Consider the following 17,413-nt stretch of genomic DNA (forward strand, 5'->3'; position numbering starts at 1 on the left):
AGGCGCCGAGTCGGTCACGGTGACCGCGACACCGTACGTGCCCGGGGTCGCCGGGGTGCCCGACAGCACGCCGAAGGAGCTGGGATGCCGGCTCCGGGCGCGCCCGCGCTGGCCTAGGTGCTGGTTGCTGCTGCGGGTACGCCGTGGCGGCAGCTCCGTGGTGTACGTGTGAACGAACCCCGAGCCTGAGGTCAGGCTCGGGGTTCGCGGTGGTCCGGGCTGGCGAGCCGGGCGGGCCGGGGTCTACAGGACGTCGACGACGTGGAGGGAGCCGGCGAGGTCGGCAGCGGTGACACCAGCCTGGCAGGACGGCGTGAACGGGCCGATGGTCAGATCCGCGGCCAGCGCGGCCGGGGTCCCGCTGTTGAAGCGACCCGCTGTGCTGGTGCCTACGAGCTGCAGGACGGAAACGCCCGCGATCGCAGCGGCCCCGGTGACGGTCCAGGTAAAGGTGGTGGTGGCCGGGCCCGCCCCACCCGTCCAGGTCACGGTGAGCGTGCCGGAGAGGCCGACGAAGGTGACGGTGTCCACCGGGAACGTCTGGCAGGTGGCCAGGGAGGCAACGCCCGACAGGGTGACCTGCGCGGCGGTGACCCCAGAACCGGAACAGTCCCCGAAGTCCACTTCACCGTCGGTGGACACGTTGCCGACGGTGGCGGACGAGATCGCGGGCGAGAACTGCGTGGCACCCGAGCCCTGCGTACAGGAGAGCAATCCTGTGGCGTGAGCCGCCGGGGCGGCCACGACGATGCCCGCACTACCGACGACGGCGACAAGGAGCACCGCGCGCAGCCGACGGCTGGCACGCGCGAGGAGAGAGGCGTGCGGCATAAGTAAATATTCCTTCCAGAACGTTCCGGTTGACGGATATACAACTATCAGCCACCGACCTCAAAGGACAGTAGAAGTTCATCACGTCACAAACCATCGTTTATGAGCTCGACCCGCTCGACCTACCCGACGACGCACCCGCCCAGCCGTAAGCCGGCAGCACCAACAGCGCCCCGGACGCAGCGCCTGGGGTGCTCAGTGCTCACGAGCAAGTACGCTTCACGGCGCGCCACGCGGACGTGCAGGTGAACTGGATGCTGGTCGGCTGGGATGACGTCCTGATGTCCGCTCCACGCCCGCGGAGTGCGCTGGTCTGATGTCCCAGTGCCAGCCTATGGCAGGCGATGCGCAGTAAGGCACAGTCACTGCCCGGCCACTGGCAGTGGTCATCTAGTGATGACCGTGCGAGGTTCTCCGGCGACGAGGACGCTGGCGAGTTCTGGCACCAGGCCAACGCGGCGGCACCCGACTCGGCGCCTGTCGGGCGCTCTCGCCGCTGCCATTCTCGCCCGTCAAACAGACCAGCGGCGTGTCGGGCGACGGCTCGATGCAGACATCCCGCAGATGCCTCCAGGAGTCGATCTTGAGCTGAAGCTGACCCCCGACAGGCAAGCGCGCACGTCCGCCCGAGGCCGTGAGCGTGTGGTCAGGGCGCTGTCCCCACCAGCTCTGGCCGGGTGGCCGGACTCCGTGGCAGCCGGGACAGCAGGGGGCCGGTCATCGCGGTGGTCACCAGCGCCATGGCGACCAGGACGGCGAACAGACGTGGCGAGATGACGCCGAGGGACAGGCCCACGTTGAGGACGACGATCTCGGTCAGGCCGCGACAGTTCATCATGGTGGCCAGGCCGACGGACGTCCGCAGGTCCAGGCCTGCGGCGCGGGCCGGCGCGAGGGTGCCCACGACCTTGCCTCCCACGGCGGCGGCGAGGACGAACAGCAGGACCAGCCAGCCCTGACCGCCGAGCTCCTCGAGATGCAGCCGCAGTCCGACCGTGGCGAAGAACAGCGGGAGCATCAGCCACACGGTCAGGCCCTCGACCCGCTGGGCGAACCCGGCGACGACCGCCGAGCCGCGCGGCATCACCACCCCGGCCAGGAAAGCTCCGAAGATCGCGTGTACCCCGATGCGGTCCGTGGCCAGCGCGGACAGCAGTACGACGAACAGCAGTGCGACCCTGGAGGTGGCGTATCTGGCGAGCAACGGCCGGACCACCCACCACATCAGGGCCCCGAACGCGATCGTGAGCGCCACGGTGCGCAGGACGGTGACGGGTGAGCCGCCCCGCACGACCGTGACGACGAGGGCGAGGACGCACCAGGCGGTGACGTCTCCGACGCCGGCCGTGGCCATGCCGAGCGCGCCGACCGGGGTGTCCGCCAAGCCTCGGTCGGTGAGGATGCGGGCCAGTACCGGGAATGCCGTGACGCTCAGCGCGACTCCGCAGAACAGGGCGAAGACCAGTGCGGGTACGCCGGGCGGGCGGTATCCCTCGGGCAGGATCCGCGCGACGAGCACGCCGACCAGGAACGGCGTGGCGATGGTGGCGTGCCCGACCACGATCGCGGTGCCCCCGCTGCCCCGCAGCTCCGCCAGGGGCAGATCGCGGCCGACGACGAACATGAACAGGATCAGCCCGAGTTGGGCGAGGACGTCGAGGAACGGCAGGATGCCGGCCGGGAACAGCGCGGCCTCGACGCCGGGTGCGAGCAGTCCGAGGACGGACGGGCCGAGGAGGAAGCCGGCTGCGATCTCGCCCACCACGGGCGGTTGGCCGAGTCGGCGCAGGAAGGCCCCTGCGGCGTGCGCGACGGCGACGACGACCAGGGCCGCGAGCAGGAGCCGGTAGAACACCTGGTCGGCCGGCAGTGCCGCGGGTGTCGCGGCGGCTGGCGGCCTGGAGGTGAGTGTGGCGGTACCCGCCGGCCACGCCAGGTACAGGGCGACCGCGACGGGGGCGACCACGAACGCCGCGTAGACGAGCGGGAGCCGGCGGGACATCACTCGACGCCCACGGAGGTGTCGTCGAAGGTGACCATGCGGGCACGCAGCAGCAGCTTGAGGAACTGGGCCTGGGGTTCGGCGATCTGCTCCCGCAGGTCGGAGTACCGGACCGGGCCGGCCGCGAGCAGTTCCCACAGCGCGTACCCGCCGTCGAGGTCGGCGAAGCTGCGGATCTCGATGTCGCCGAGCGTGAACCGGTGGCAGCCGATCGCCTCGGCCAGCGGCGAGACGATGGCGTCGCCGTTTTCGATCGGGTCGCGCCAGTAGCTGGCGATCGCGGCGCGCTCCTCGGTGGGCAGTTCCCACGGGGGCACGAAGCCCTTGAATCCCGGGATGCCCAGGGCCATGCCCTCGCGGACGTTCACCGCGGGCGCGGTCCGCAGAACGTCGTCGGGCTTCGGCTCTCCGGGGTCGGCCTGCGCGTAGGCGCGCATGTAGGGCCCGTCGATGTCGAGGTCCTCCTGGGTGCCGTTGACGTCCGTCATCACCCGCAGCAGGTCGGGTTCCAGCGTGGTGCTCAGCAGCGACTCGAAGGTCTTGTCGCGGATGTCGAGGTCGGTGGCGCCGCCCCGGGTCCGCCAGTAGACGCTGTCGGGGTTGTCCTTGCCGATCGCGTGGTACCACTGGTCGATGGCCAGCGAGAACGACTGGGCGATGGCGTGCCACTCGCCGTCGTAGTCGCGCCACACGTCGCGCTTGTGCTCCGCGGACACGGCCGGGTCCGCGGTGACCCGTAGGACGAGGGCCGCCGACAGCGCGTGGTGCATGGCGAAGGCCACCCCGGAGGAGAACAGCGGGTCGACGAAGTACGCCGCGTCGCCGATGAGCATCCACCGCTCGTCGTAGTCGGCGAAGCTGCCGTTGATCATCGAGTAGTTGGTGGCCGTGAGCAGCTTCTCGGTGATCGGCTCGGCGCCGGTCACCAGGTCGCGGATCAGCGGGATCTCCTGCAGCACGGCGTCGAAGATCGCCGGGTCGGTGAAGTCCTTGCCGGGTTCCTGAAGGATGCCGGGGATCGTGACGATGCCGACCGAGTGCGTCATCCGCCTCTCGCCGTCGATGACCTTCATGACAGGGATGTACCAGCACCAGCCGTCGTTGAACGCCGCACACGTGATCGGCGACTGGTTGCGCTCGCGGAAGATGTTCCAGTCGGCCTCGATCGTGTAGCCGTGCCGGGCGCCCACATAGTGCCGCCAGATCGCGATGTTCTTGTACTTCGACAGCCACGCCCGCTTCTGCTTCGCTGCGATGCTGTTGCGCCGTCCCGAGGCGTCCACGAAGAAGCCGGCCCGGATCACGGTGCCGTCGCGGAGCGTGACCGTGGCGTCCCCACCGTCGACGCCGGGTTCGAACGCCGACACGGACACGCCCTGGTGCACCTCAGCACCGCACTCCTCGGCGTGCAGGAGCAGCATGTGGTCGAACTCCTCGCGGTTGACGTGCCCGGTCCACCGCTGCTCGCCGTCCTCCAGGAAGGAACGGTGGTCGAAGAAGCCGACCGAGGGGTCGCCGGTGCCCCACTGGAAGATCCCGCCGTACTTCTTCACCCAGAAGTCGCTGTCCACGAACTTGCGCAGTACCCCGATCTCCTCCATGGCCGGAAGCGTGGGATGCGCCAGGGATTCGCCGATGTGCTCCCGGGGCATGATCTCCTTTTCGAAGATCACGACTGACAGGTTCGTGGACCGGGCCAGCTGGGCCCCGAGGGTGGCGCCGGCCGGGCCGCCGCCCATGATGACTACGTCGTAGCGGGGTTGGATCATGGCGTCTCCCTCATCGGTGTGTGAACCACGTGCCCGAGCGGGACCGACATTGACACGCAGGCGCGATTTGGTCAATGACCATGACAGCTCCAGTCATGCCCCTGACACGCCCGACGGGAAACCGAGGTCAAGACTTCATCCGATGGTCAGTTGCATTGCCACAGACCTGACAATCGGAGCTTCTCCCCCAGCTCCCTGAATCGGAGTCATGCCGGGTTTCCGCTGGCATGAGGGTCCCCCTGAGGGCCAACGGGGGCGACCGAGGCAGCTCATCAGCAGCCCAGGACATGCCGGAGAATTCCGACCCGCCGACGCTTTCCATGCTCTACTTCCTGCGGCCGACACCGGCCGACACCGGCCGACGCGGCGTCTTCGACGGCGCTGGACCACCTCCCTTCTGTCGGCTTGGTGATATCGGCCGGAGGATTTCATGACAACAGTGTCGTGATTTGTGACATCACGGCTAGGCTCCTGACCGAGCGCGTGTTACACAAGTGATCCCGCACGACGGTGCGGCACGCCTGCGGAGGTCACGATGATCTATGCGATGTTGGTCGCCTGCGAGGTCGGCTTCTGGGTCGTGTTGCTGTCGGGCCTGCTCAGCAGATATGTACTGCGCCGTCGCACGCTGGGTGCGGTGCTGCTGGCCTGCGTGCCCCTGGTCGATCTGGCACTGTTGGCATTCGCGGTCGTGGATATGCAACGCGGCGCCCGGGCCACAATCGGGCACGGGCTCGCGGCGATGTACCTGGGCTTCACCGTCGCGTTCGGACCCAAGCTGGTCCAGTGGGCCGACGTCCGCGTCGCACACCGGTTCGCCGACGGGCCCGCGCCGGCGCGGCCGGCGCGGTTCGGCCCGGAGCACGCGCGCCGGATACGCGGCAACGGGCTGCGGCACGTGCTGGCCTTCGCGATCGGCATGTCTTTGCTGGCCACAGCGATCCTCGTGGTCGACGATCCGGACCGCACCGGCAACCTGGGTCAGGTGGCGGTCGGCTGGTCCTTCCTGCTCCTGGTGGATCTGGTGATCCTGGCGCGCTATACGCTGTGGCCTCGCCCGGAGCCCGCGGGGGCGGAGTGAACTGATTGTCATCGATCTTGTTACATGGTGAAAGATCACCTTCCGTCGGGACAATCGGGATGTCAGATCCTGTAATGTTCTTGTCAAGGGGCTCTGCCGCCCCGGAGTGAGGAGGAGAGAGGTGCTGGAGCAACCGGCCTTTGGCAGGCGCCTTCGCCACCTTCGCCTGCTGCGGGGCATGTCGCAGGCACAGCTCGCCGGTGGAGAGGTGTCGCCGAGCTACATCTCCCTGGTCGAGAGCGGCCGTCGCACGCCGGGTGACCAGATCGCCCAGGTCATCGCCGAGCGACTGGGCATTCCGATCACCGAGTTCGACCCGGCGGCGCCGACGGACCAGGGCCAGCGCTCCCACCTGGTCGGACTGCTGCTCGCCGCGCGCGGCGCCCGCCGCGAGGGCGACTCCCGGTTCGCCGCCGAGCAGCTGCGGATCGTCGCCGACGGCGCCGACGCCCTAGGCGAGGAGGACGTCGCGTGGGAGGCCCGCTGGGAGCTGGCCGAGACGCACGGCGACCTGTCCGCCTACGCGGACAAGGCGAGCGTCCTCACCGAACTCCTCGACCGCCCGCTGACCGCCGGATCCGCCCGGCTGCGCTCACGGCTGATCACCGCCCTGGCCGACCTGGCGTTGTGCCGGGGGCACCTGTCCGAGGCGGTCCGGCTCGCCGAGGAGGCGATGGCCGCCGCCGACACCTTGGAGCGGGGCACTCCGGAGCGCGTCCGGGCCCGGTTGATCCTGGTCGCGACCTACACCGACCGGGGCGACCTGGACCGGGCGTCGACAGCGCTCACCGAACTTCTGGACGGGTACGAGGACCTCCCCAACCAGCAGCTGCGTGGCCTGGCGAGCTGGGTCGCCGCGGACCTGTACGCCGCGCAGGAACGGCACCCCGAGGCGCTGGTCATGTACGACAGGGCCGCCGAGGTGCTCTCGCCCCGGGTGGACCTACGGTTGTCGGCCCGGCTGTCACTGGCCACCGCCGCCGCGGTTCTCACGGCCGGCAGCGACCTGGGCCGCGTACACGACCTGCTCCGCCGCGTCCGGCAGGCGTTCGAGCTGATCGGCACGGAGGCGGACCTGGTCCGGCTCGTCGCGGTCGAGGCCGGCGCGTTCCTGGCCGGCGGCGACGTGCCCGGCGCTCTCGCGCGGGTCGCCGAGATCGCCGACGCGCCGGACCTGCCCCCGCACGAACTCGCGTCCTGCCTGATGGCCGCCGGCCTGGTGCAACAGGTGGTCGGCGGCCATCAGGGCGCGGAGAAGTCCTACCGCCGCGCGGCGGAGTTGTTCGACGACGTCGGCGCGTTCCGCAAGTCGGCCGCGGCGTGGCGGACCCTCGCGGACCTGCTGTCCGCACGCGCCACGGCCTGAGGGATCCGACTCACGCCGCCCGGGCGGCCTGCCGGGCCCGCAGTGCCTCCCTGCGCTCCGTGAACTGCGAGGCCTTGGCGTCGAGGACGCTGAGGTATCCGGCCAGTTCCTCCCGGGCCCGCTCGCCCTCGGCGCCGAGATCCGCGCGGTCGAAGACCCGCCAGAACCGCAGCACCGGCTGCACGACGTCGTCGTGGTGCAGGCGCAGGTCGTAGATGCCGGCGGTGGCGATCTGCGCGGCGGCCCGGGCGAACTCCGGCGCGCTGGTCCCCGGCATCTCGAAGCCGACCACCTCGTCGGCGACCGCGCGCATCGTCTCGTCGGGTGCGAGCTCGAACGCGGCGTTGAGGAGGTTGCGGTAGAAGACCATGTGCAGGTTCTCGTCCGTGGCGATGCGGGCGAGCAGCTGGTCGGCGAGCGGGCAACCGGTGGCCTTGCCGGTGTTGCGGTGCGACACGCGGGTGGCGAGTTCCTGGAAGGACACATACGCCAGGTCGTGCAGCATCGACGGGGCGCGTCCGATGTACCCGGTGGACATGTGCGCCATCCGGCGCCGTTCCAGGTCGACCGGGTCCACGCCCCGGGTGACGACCAGGTAGTCGCGGATCGCGATGCCGTGCCGGGCCTCCTCGGCGGTCCACCGGTTGACCCATTCGCCCCACGCGCCGTCGCGGCCGAAGACGGTGGCGATCGCCCGGTGGTAGGAGGGCAGGTTGTCCTCGGTCAGCAGGTTGAGGATCATCGACGCCTTGGCGACCGGGTCGAGCCGGGAGTCGCCGGGCTCCCAGTCCTCGCCGCCGAGGAAGGCGAAGTCGCGGCCCTCACTCCACGGTACGTAGTCGTGGGGCATCCACTCCCTGGCCACGGACACATGGCGGTCGAGATTGTCCGCGACCACCGGGGCCAGGGCCTCGAGCAACTGTGTGGTGCGGGTCGAGTCGATTACAGCGGTCACCTGATCATCTCTTTCCCGGGAGTCGTTCACTCGGGCCGCACGCTACCCCCGAATGGAAGTGAATTCGGTGAATCCCAGGCGACATTCTTCCCCGATCTGTTAACCGTGGCACGGCCTTGTCCGCAGTGGAGTGCCATGCTACTTTCGCGGACGTAGATCGGCAGGTGGTCGGTTGACCACGTGCGGACGGCCGTCGCAGCTGACGGGTCCGGCACCCCCGACATCGGGAGTCGATCATTCCGAAAAGGAAATTCACAGAACTCTTTCGAGGCATTCGCCGTGTCAGGCGCATGGCTCTGTTAGTGCTTTCCGAAATTCGACTTCCCACTATTCGAGAATGCGGTGTGTGATGGGCAGATCAGCTCTCGTCACGGGAGGAAACAGAGGCATCGGACGCGCGATAGCTGACGCTCTCGCGGAGTCCGGCGACTCCGTCGCGGTCACCTACCGTAGTGGCGAGCCGCCGGCCGGATTCCTGGCGGTTCCCTGCGACGTGACCGACCCGGAGACCGTGGAGAGCGCCTTCGCGACCGTCGAGGCCACGCACGGCCCGGTCGAGGTGCTGGTGGCCAACGCCGGTATCACCCGGGACGGTCTGGTGGCCACGATGTCGGAGGAGTCCTTCGCCGCCGTGCTCGACACCAACCTGACCGGGGTGTACAGGGTGGTCCGTCGAGCCGTGCGTCCGATGGTCCGGGCCCGCCGCGGGCGGATCGTGTTGATCTCCTCGGTGGTGGCGATGCAGGGCGCGGCAGGCCAGAGCAACTACGCGGCGGCCAAGGCCGGATTGATCGGGTTCGCCCGGTCGCTCACCCGGGAGCTCGGCGGCAGGGGGATCACCGTCAACGTCGTGACCCCCGGGTTCGTTCTGACCGACATGACGGCGGGCCTGCCGGACAAGGTCCGCGACGCCGCGCTGGCCGGGATTCCGTTGGGTCGCTACGCCGACCCGGCCGAGGTCGCCCACGTGGTGCGGTTCCTGGCCAGCGAGCAGGCCGGGTATGTGACCGGGGCGGTCGTCCCGGTCGACGGTGGACTAGGAATGGGGTACTGAGGTGGGAATCCTCGAGGGCAAGCGGATCCTGGTCACAGGCGTGCTGACGGACGCCTCCATCGCCTTCCATGTGGCGCGACTCGCCCAGCAGGAGGGTGCGACGGTGGTGCTCACCGGGTACGGCCGGCTGAGCCTCGTGCGCAGGATCGCCCAGCGGCTGCCGCAGCCCGCGCCGGTGGTGGAGTTGGACGTGACGGACGCCGAGCAGGTCGACGGCCTCGCCGACCGGCTCGCCGAGCACGTCGACGGACTGGACGGGGTGCTGCACGCCATCGCCTACGCGCCGCCGGCGGCCCTGGGCGACAACTTCCTGCACACCCCGTGGGCGGACGTGGCCACGGCGGTGCACACGTCGACGTACTCCCTGAAGGCTCTGGCCATGGGTGTTCAACCGCTGTTGGCCAACCCTGCTTCGATTGTCGGACTCGACTTCGACGCGGCTGTGGCATGGTCCGGATATGACTGGATGGGCGTCGCCAAGGCCGGCCTGGAGTCGTGCTCGCGGTACCTGGCTCGGCACCTGGGCCCCCGGGGGGTGCGGGTGAACCTGGTCGCGGCCGGGCCGCTGCGGACCGTCGCGGCGAAGAACATCCCGGGCTTCTCCGACACCGAGGCCGTGTGGGACGCCCGCAGCCCGCTGGGTTGGAAGGCGGATGACATCGACGCCGCGGCCCGGGCGTGCGTGGGTTTGTTGTCGGACTGGTTCCCCGCGACCACGGGCGAGATCGTGCACGCCGACGGCGGGTACCACGCGATGGGTGACTGATCTCGGACGAAGGGCGTGGCCGGTGCTCGGATCAGGTACGACAGAAGCGGCACTGACAATAGACCCCACCCCACGGTGGCGGGAAGCGTGGCCGGAACCGGCCGGGGCGATCTGGCTGCCCCAGCCGGTGCTGTCCCCCACCCCGTTGCCGCGCCCGGCCGCGGGCTCGCCCGCGCATCAGATGCCGGAGCCGATGGGGCTCGCGGAGCTGGCCACCGTCCTGCACCTGACGTCGGGTGAGGCGTGCGGTCCGGCGGGCCACGCCCTGTACCTGATGGCCAACCACGTGCCCGGCCTGTGCGGCGGGGTCTTCCGGTACCGACCGACGTGGCACGCGCTCGTCCCGCTCAGTCCGCCCGTGCCCGAGTACCGGCTCGCGAGCTGTGTCGCCGCGCCCGGACCGCTGGCCCGGGCCGGTGCTCTCGTCGTGGTCACCTCCCTGTCCGGCCCCGCGGCGGCACGGACCGGGGTTCGCCCCGCCGAGCCGCACGCCCTCGGTCAGCACGTGCCGTGGATCGCCACCCGGTTGGGCCTGACGGCCTGGGTGCTCCCCGGGTTCTCCGACGAGGTCGACGGCCTCCTGGGGCTGTCGACACCGGGGGAGCACGTGACAGCGCTGATCGCGCTCGTTCGGTCGTAATTCCTCTTTTGTGGGGCCGGTTCCGCGGAGCCGGCCCTTCTGCATGTCCGCACCTCCGTGGCCGCGTTACCAATTCATAGTTGACAACTGGGTAAAGCTCTGGCCACCGAATCTTGACGGACGAATCAAGAGCCTGACCAATGTTGTCATGGGAATTGACAGCCATTCGGACGCGTGTCAAGGTCTGTCGGGATCGACGGAGACGAACTGGGGTGTGGCTGGTGCGTGACATCGCGATCGTGGGAATGGGCTGCCGGTTTCCCGGCGCTGACAACCTGACCGAGTACTGGCGGATGCTGCGCGCCGCCGAGCGCCAGTTCCGCGCCGTGCCCGACGAGAAGACACGTTGGCGGCACGCCGACTTCTACGACCCCGACGACCGGCGGGCCAGCCGCGGCGCGTACACCGACCAGCTGGCGCTCATCGAGGGCGTCGACCAGTTCGACGCGATGCACTTTCGGATGTCCCCCCGCCGGGTACAGGCGATGGACCCCCAGCACCGGCTGCTGCTGCAGGCCTCGCGGGAGGCGTTGCAGGACGCCGGGTGGGAACGCCGCGAGTTCGACCGGCCCGGCACCGGCGTGTTCTTCGCGATGAGCTCCTCGGAATACATGGAACTCGTCACGGACGTGCGCACCATGCAGCCGTTCTCGGTGCCCGGCGGTCTGCTGAACATGGCCGCCGCCACCGTCAGCCAGTACTACGACCTCGGCGGCCCGAGCTTCACCGTCGACGCCGCCTGCTCCTCCGGGCTGGTCGCCCTGTACGAGGCGGTCACCCACCTGCGCGCCGGGCAGTGCACGACCGCCCTCGTCGGCGGCTCGTACCTGGCCCTGGCGCCTGCCGGACTCGTCGGCTTCTCCAAGGTCGGCGCGCTGTCAGCCGCCGGGGTGTGCCGACCGTTCGACCGCCGGGCCGACGGATTCGTCCTCGGCGAGGGCGTCGGTGTGCTGGTGCTCCGCCCGCTCGACGTTGCACTGGCCGCCGGCGACCGGGTGTACGCCGTCGTCAAGGGCGTCGGCTGCTCCAACGACGGCATCACCGACGGACCCATGACCCCGCGCAAGGAGGGCCAGGTGCTGGCACTGTCCCGCGCGTTCGCCGACGCCGGCGTCGCCCCACGCTCCGTCGGGCTGATCGAGGCGCACGGCACCGCCACCGTGGTAGGTGACCGGGTCGAGTTGGAGTCGCTGAAGGAGGTGCGCGGCGACGGCGAGGGCCAGGCGTACCTGTCCTCGGTGAAGAGCCTGATCGGCCACGGCCTCAGCGCCTCGGGCCTGGCCAGCCTGATCAAGGTGTCCCTCGCCCTGCACCACGGGATCGTCCCGCCGCACCCGGACACCGAGACCGACCCCGAGGTGGGTCTGGCCGACGCGGGGCTCACGATCCCGGGCGCCGAGTGCCCGTTCCCCGCTTCCGACAAGCCGCGCCGGGGCTCCGTCAGCGGCTTCGGCTTCGGCGGCACCAACCTGCACGTGATCCTGGAGCAGGCCCCGGACAGGGAGACGCCGGCGACCGAGAGTCGACCGGAGCTGTTCGTGTTCTCCGCCGGCTCCGTGGACCTGCTCATGGCGCACCTCGACGCCGTACTCGGCTCACTGACGGCCCAGCCCGACACCCCGCTCCGCGACCTCGCGCACGCCCTGTCCAGCCGCGAACTGCTCGCCGCCCGGCTCGCCGTCGTCGCCGCCGACCGCGCGGAGCTCGTCGGCAAGCTCACCGAGGCCGGCACCCGACTCGCGGCCGGAGCGCTCGGCACGCTCGGCGACATCGGACACGCGGGCAAGGCACCGCTCGCCGAGGACGCCCGGCGGATCGCGTTCGTCTTCCCCGGCCAGGGCAGCCAAAGCCCCGGAATGTCCGGCGACCTGTTCGAGCGGTTCGCCACCTTCCGCGAGCGCGCCCGCGACCTCGACCAGACCGACCTGCTCGGGGCGGTCTACGGGCCCGACGCGGACACCGACGCCGGCCGCGAGCGCCTCACCGGCACCGACGTGTGTCAGCCCGTGCTCGGCATCATGGGTCTCGCCGCCCGAGGCGTGCTCGGCGACCTGGGACTCGCCGCCGACGTGACACTCGGACACAGCGCCGGGGAGTTTCCCGCCGCCGCCGTCGCCGGGGCGCTCACCGACGCCGAGGCCGTGGCGCTGCTTGCCACCCGCGGGCAGCGGATGCGCGCCGCCGAGGCCGGGGTGAGCGGCGGCATGCTCGCCCTCCGCGCCGACGGCGACACCACCGACGACCTCCTGTCGGGCGTGGAAGGCGCCTGGCCGGGTTGCTACAACCACCCGCTGCAGACCGTGGTCAGCGGCACCGAGGCCGGGCTCGTCGAAGTCGAACGCAGGTGCGTCGAGCGGGGAATCACCGCACAGCGCCTCGACGTGTCCAACGCCTTCCACTCCCCCCTGCTCGACTCCGCCCGCGACGGCATCGCCCACGACCTGGCCGACCAACCGATCCAGCCGCCGACGACGACGTTCGTGTCCTCCGTGGACGGCACCGTCACCACCGACCCGGACCGGCTGCGCGCGCTGTGGATCGAGCACGCGGTCGCCCCGATCCGGTTCTCCGCCGCCGCGCGCGCGGCCTACGACTCCGGCGCCCGGGTCTTCGTGCAGCTGTCCGGGGGCAGGGCACTGCTGTCCACGATCCGGCAGAACCTGCGCGAGCACTCCGACGCGGTGTACGTGCCGCTCACCGGCGACCGGCCCGACGACGCCCGGACGTTCCTGGCCGCCGTCGGGCAGCTCGCGGTGATCGGCGTACCCGTCGACCTCGCTGCGCTCTTCCCCGCCGGAACCGGGCTGGCGACCCTACCGCCGTCCCCACTGCGCACCCGCGCCTACTGGTTGCCGGTGCCCGCCGACCGGTCCGGTGCGAAGAACCCGGTCGACCGGTCCTCCGCCGAGCCGACCGCCACCGCCACCACCGCCCTCCGGGAGGAAAACCCCGTGTCCGACGTCGTCGCCCTTCTCCGCGAGCAGCTCGCGGTACTCCGCGCCCTCGACCCGACCGCCGCCGGCCTCGCGGATGCCCTCAACGGCGCGGTCGGCTCGCCGTCCGCCCTGGCGACCGTCACCGGCCGCGCCGCGGTCGGGCAGGTCGCGGTCGGCGCCGCCGCGCCGGGGCACCCCTCGACCGGTGGCGACACGCCCGCGGGCGGTATCGGACGCGACGAGATCCGGTCCGTCGTCCTCGGGCACATCTCCCGGATCAGCGCGTTCCCCGTCGACCACCTCGCCGACAGCAATCTGATCGTGCAGGAACTCGGCTTCGACTCCCTGATGACCACGGAGCTCGTCGGCTCCGTGGCCCGCACCTGGCCGCAACTGGCCGACAAGCTCGCCCCCGGGACGATCGCGACCCGCCCCACCGTCGCCGAGATCGTCGCCACCCTCGCCGGTCTCCTCGGTGCCCCCCAGTCGCCGACGACCGGTGACCCCGCCGGGCCAGGCGGGGTCGAAGGCACGCCGGCCGCCGCTCCCCCCGATGCCGCAGCGGCGGCCGGCGTCGCCCAGCCCCACAGTGCGATCCCGCGCGAGTACCGGATCGAGGACTTCCCCGAGGCGCGCGCGCTCGCGGAGCAGATCGAGGACGGCCAGGGCCGCAACCCGTACTTCCTGGTGCACGAGGGCACCGCCGCCGGCACCACCCGCATCGACGGCCGCGACCTGCTCAGCTTCTCCAGCTATAACTACCTGGGCCTGTCCGGGCACCCGGGGGTGCACGCGGCGGTCACCGACGCGATCGGCCGGTACGGCACCTCCGTGTCGGCCAGCCGCTTCCTGTCCGGCGAGCGGCCCCTGCACCACGAGCTGGAGTCCGAACTGGCAGGGCTGCTCGGCGTCGAGGACGCGATCGCCATGGTCAGCGGGCACGCCACCAACGTGACGGTCATCGGCCACCTGGTCGGCCCGGAGGACCTGATCGTGCACGACGCGTTGGCGCACGACAGCATCCTGCAGGGCTGCGCGCTGTCGGGTGCCCGCCGGCTGCCGTTCCCGCACAACGACGTCGCGGCGCTCGACGCGCTGCTGTCGCGGGCGCGGGACTCCTTCCGCCGGGTCCTCATCGTGGTCGAGGGCGTGTACAGCATGGACGGCGACCTGGTCGACCTGCCGGCCCTGATCGAGGTGGCCCGGCGGCACGAGGCGCTGCTCATGGTCGACGAGGCGCACAGCCTGGGGACGGTCGGACCCAACGGCGGCGGGGTGGGCGACCACTTCGGGGTGGACCGCTCGGGCGTGGACCTGTGGTCGGGCACCCTGTCGAAGTCCCTGGCCAGCTGCGGCGGGTACGTGGCCGGCAACGCCCAGGTGATCCGCTACCTCAAGTACAGCGTGCCCGGGTTCGTCTACAGCGTCGGCCTGACCCCGTCGAACACGGCCGCGGCCCTGGCGGCCATCCGGGCCATGGCCGCCGAGCCGGAGCGGCTGGAGCGGCTGCGGAACAACTCCAAGCTCTTCCTCACCCTGGCCCGGCAGGCCGGGATCAACACCGGGGACAGCGCCGACTCCCCGGTCGTGCCGTGCATCGTCGGCGACTCGGTCAAGGCCATGGCACTGGCCGACCGGCTCTACGAGCGCGGGATCAGCGCCAACCCGATCATGTACCCGGCCGTGCCCGAGGAGCACGCCCGGCTCCGGTTCTTCATCACCTCCGAGCACACCGCCGAGCAGATCGAGTGGGGCGTAGGGGTCCTCGCCGACGAGCTCAAGAACGTACTGGGGAGCACGTCATGACCGCACTCATGGAACGACAAGACAAGAAGGCGTCGCTGCCGCTGCGCCGGCCGTGGACCGTCATCGTCATCAGCCTGCTGTTCCTGCTGCTGACCGGGGCGGTGTCCGGCGACACCCTGAAAGTGCTGAAGAACGGCGGGTTCGACGACACCCGCTCGGACTCGGTGCGCGCCACGAAGCTGTTGGAGGAGAAGTTCTCCAGCAGCCAGCCGAACCTGCTGATCCTGGTCCGCGACACGACCGTCGAGGTCGCTGACCCCAAGGTCGCCCAGGCCGGCAGGGACCTGGTCACCACGCTGGAGGCGGAAAAGGGCGTCAAGCTCGTCGCCAGCTACTTCCAGATCGACGGCGACCCGGAGCTCAAGAGCGCCGACGGGCACGCCGGGCTGACCCTGGTCCGCGTCGAGGGCGACGAGGACACGGTCCTGAAGACGACGCGGCGGCTGCACGACGCCCTGTCGCGGGTCGACGGCACGCTGTCGGTGAAGTTCGGCGGCATCGCCCAGGTCAACGCCGACATCGAGAAGCAGACCAACGATGACCTGGTACTCAGCGAGGCCGTCGCCCTCCCCCTGACACTGATCCTGCTGTTCTTCGTCTTCCGGGGTCTGATCGCGGCGCTGCTGCCCCTGTTCGTCGGCCTGCTGTCCATCACCGGCGGCATGTCCGTGCTCTACGCGCTGGGCAAGGTCACCGACGTGTCCGTGTTCGCCGTCAACCTGATCACGGCGCTGGGCCTGGGGCTCGCGGTCGACTACAGCCTGCTGATCGTCTCCCGGTACCGCGAAGAACGCTCCCGGGGCCTGGTCGGCGCGGCGGCGGTCACCGCGACCCTGCGCACGGCGGGCCGGACCGTGGTGTTCAGCGCCGCCATCGTCGCCGCCGTGATGGCCACCCTCCTCGTCTTCGACCAGTACTTCCTGCGCTCATTCGCCTACGCCGGCCTCGCCGTCGTCGCCATCACCGTCCTCGGGGCCCTGCTGCCCCTGCCCGCCGCGCTGATGCTCCTCGGGCACCGGGTCGACAAGTGGTCGATCGGCAAACCCCGCACCGAGCCGGCAGTACCGGAGAACGGGCTGTGGGGCCGCATCGCCGGGCTCACCATGCGCGCGCCGTGGGTGTTCGGCATCCTCGTCATCGGGCTGCTCGTGCTGTTCGCGGCGCCGATCCGGCACATCCAGCTCGGCGTACCCGATGAGCGGGTTCTACCCAAGGGCTCCGAGAGCCGGGTCGTGCTGGAGGCCTCCCGCACCCAGTTCAGCACCAACGACTCCAGCGCGATCAGCGTGGTGAGCGACCAGTGGAGCGGCGACCTCGGCGACTACGCCGCCCGACTGTCGAGGATCCCGCACGTCACGGCCGTCAACAGCGCCGCCGGCCGCTACGAGAACGGCACCCAGGTCGCCCCGCCCGTGCCCGAACTCGCGGCCGCGTTCACCCACGGCGACGCCACCCGGATCCAGATCCTCAACGACGTGGTCAGCTACTCCGACGACGGCAAGAGACTGGTGAAAGCGGTCCGCGCGGAACCGGCCGGCACCCGGGTCCACGTCGGCGGCCTGTCCGCCCAGCTGGTCGACATCGTCGACTCCCTCGACAGGAAGCTACCGCTGGCCATCGGCCTGGCGGCACTGCTCACCCTGCTCCTGCTGTTCCTGGCGACCGGAAGCATCCTGCTGCCGATCAAGGCCGTGGCGTTCAACGCGCTGGGACTCGGCTCCATCCTCGGCGCCATGGTCTGGGTGTTCCAGGACGGTCACCTGGCCCGTCAACTCGACTTCACCGCCTCACCGGTCGCGGTGACGATCCCGGTCCTGCTGTGCTGCGTGGCCTACGCCCTGTCCATGGACTACGAGGTCTTCGTGCTGTCGCGGATCAAGGAGAGCTACGCGGCCACGAACGACCCTCGGCTGTCGGTGCGCCGGGGCCTGGGCGGCAGCGGACCGATCATCAGCGCGGCGGCGGCGATCCTGGCGGTGTCGTTCTTCTCGACCGCGATATCGGGGGTGTCGCTGGCCAAGCTGTTCGGCATCGGCACCGGCCTCGCCGTCATCATCGACGCGATCCTCATCCGCGGCGTCCTGGTACCAGCCTTCCTGCGGATCTTCGGTCACTCCGCATGGTGGGCACCGGGCTGGCTCAGGCGGCTCAGCAGCCGCGTCGAGCTCAACCACTGAACACCTGACCAACGATCACTCATCGACGGA

Annotated in this window: 12 protein-coding genes; 8 read left to right on the top strand and 4 right to left on the bottom strand. The window is 70.4% G+C overall.

Going from position 1 to position 17,413, the window contains the following annotated elements:
• The first annotated feature begins 19 nt into the window (after positions 1-19).
• Positions 20-172 (top strand): hypothetical protein, encoded by a 153-nt coding sequence (locus tag IW245_RS12855; protein ID WP_197003409.1) that lies wholly within the window; start codon positions 20-22, stop codon positions 170-172.
• A gap of 71 nt (positions 173-243) precedes the next feature.
• On the opposite strand, the gene IW245_RS12860 is transcribed toward IW245_RS12855, so the two are convergent.
• The 3 genes from IW245_RS12860 to IW245_RS12870 all read right to left on the bottom strand — a co-directional run bounded on the left by IW245_RS12860 (position 244) and on the right by IW245_RS12870 (position 4,602).
• Positions 244-831 carry a hypothetical protein gene (locus IW245_RS12860; protein ID WP_197003410.1) on the bottom strand — a complete coding sequence of 196 codons (588 nt, stop codon included), beginning with the start codon at positions 829-831 and terminating at the stop codon, positions 244-246.
• Between the two features lie 646 nt (positions 832-1,477).
• Positions 1,478-2,833 carry a cation:proton antiporter gene (locus tag IW245_RS12865; protein WP_197003411.1) on the bottom strand — a complete coding sequence of 452 codons (1,356 nt, stop codon included), beginning with the start codon at positions 2,831-2,833 and terminating at the stop codon, positions 1,478-1,480.
• Positions 2,833-4,602: an NAD(P)/FAD-dependent oxidoreductase gene (locus tag IW245_RS12870; protein ID WP_231398785.1), complete on the bottom strand. Its 1,770-nt coding sequence runs from the start codon at positions 4,600-4,602 to the stop codon at positions 2,833-2,835. The genes IW245_RS12865 and IW245_RS12870 overlap by 1 nt, the downstream gene beginning before the upstream one ends.
• A gap of 535 nt (positions 4,603-5,137) precedes the next feature.
• Between IW245_RS12870 and IW245_RS12875 the strand changes: the two genes are divergently transcribed.
• Together IW245_RS12875 and IW245_RS12880 are read left to right on the top strand one after the other, a co-directional pair.
• Positions 5,138-5,683 carry a hypothetical protein gene (locus IW245_RS12875; RefSeq protein ID WP_197003412.1) on the top strand — a complete coding sequence of 182 codons (546 nt, stop codon included), beginning with the start codon at positions 5,138-5,140 and terminating at the stop codon, positions 5,681-5,683.
• A gap of 121 nt (positions 5,684-5,804) precedes the next feature.
• Complete coding sequence (locus IW245_RS12880) at positions 5,805-7,049, top strand: helix-turn-helix domain-containing protein (RefSeq protein WP_267920049.1); 1,245 nt, start codon at positions 5,805-5,807, stop codon at positions 7,047-7,049.
• Between the two features lie 10 nt (positions 7,050-7,059).
• Here the strand turns inward: IW245_RS12880 and IW245_RS12885 are convergent, their stop codons facing one another.
• The gene (locus IW245_RS12885; RefSeq protein WP_372445131.1) at positions 7,060-8,004 is read right to left on the bottom strand and encodes an acyl-ACP desaturase; all 945 of its coding nucleotides are present in this window, start codon (positions 8,002-8,004) and stop codon (positions 7,060-7,062) included.
• 349 nt (positions 8,005-8,353) lie between these two features.
• Here IW245_RS12885 and fabG point away from each other — a divergent pair, with 349 nt between their 5' ends.
• The 5 genes from fabG (at position 8,354) to IW245_RS12910 (ending at position 17,383) form a co-directional block, all read left to right on the top strand.
• Positions 8,354-9,058, top strand: a complete 705-nt coding sequence (gene fabG / locus IW245_RS12890; protein WP_197008471.1) for a 3-oxoacyl-ACP reductase FabG — start codon at positions 8,354-8,356, stop codon at positions 9,056-9,058.
• Position 9,059: 1 nt separating this feature from the next.
• A complete protein-coding gene (gene fabI, locus IW245_RS12895; protein WP_197003414.1) occupies positions 9,060-9,824 on the top strand; it encodes an enoyl-ACP reductase FabI in 765 nt (254 codons plus the stop codon).
• On the top strand, positions 9,817-10,464 hold the full coding sequence (locus IW245_RS12900) for a nitroreductase family protein (protein WP_197003415.1): 648 nt from the start codon (positions 9,817-9,819) through the stop codon (positions 10,462-10,464). Before fabI ends, IW245_RS12900 begins: the two co-directional genes overlap by 8 nt.
• A gap of 221 nt (positions 10,465-10,685) precedes the next feature.
• On the top strand, positions 10,686-15,206 hold the full coding sequence (locus tag IW245_RS12905; RefSeq protein ID WP_197003416.1) for a type I polyketide synthase: 4,521 nt from the start codon (positions 10,686-10,688) through the stop codon (positions 15,204-15,206).
• The gene (locus IW245_RS12910; protein WP_197003417.1) at positions 15,203-17,383 is read left to right on the top strand and encodes an MMPL family transporter; all 2,181 of its coding nucleotides are present in this window, start codon (positions 15,203-15,205) and stop codon (positions 17,381-17,383) included. Before IW245_RS12905 ends, IW245_RS12910 begins: the two co-directional genes overlap by 4 nt.
• The last annotated feature ends 30 nt before the right edge of the window (positions 17,384-17,413 follow it).

Source organism: Longispora fulva (genome assembly GCF_015751905.1).
Taxonomy (GTDB): Bacteria; Actinomycetota; Actinomycetes; order Mycobacteriales; family Micromonosporaceae; genus Longispora; species Longispora fulva.

Coding starts and splice junctions, on each gene's coding strand:
- IW245_RS12860 (WP_197003410.1), bottom strand. CDS start 831: ATGCCGCACGCCTCTCTCCTCGCGCGTGCCAGCCGTCGGCTGCGCGCG.
- IW245_RS12865 (WP_197003411.1), bottom strand. CDS start 2,833: ATGTCCCGCCGGCTCCCGCTCGTCTACGCGGCGTTCGTGGTCGCCCCC.
- IW245_RS12870 (WP_231398785.1), bottom strand. CDS start 4,602: ATGATCCAACCCCGCTACGACGTAGTCATCATGGGCGGCGGCCCGGCC.
- IW245_RS12875 (WP_197003412.1), top strand. CDS start 5,138: ATGATCTATGCGATGTTGGTCGCCTGCGAGGTCGGCTTCTGGGTCGTG.
- fabG (WP_197008471.1), top strand. CDS start 8,354: ATGGGCAGATCAGCTCTCGTCACGGGAGGAAACAGAGGCATCGGACGC.
- IW245_RS12910 (WP_197003417.1), top strand. CDS start 15,203: ATGACCGCACTCATGGAACGACAAGACAAGAAGGCGTCGCTGCCGCTG.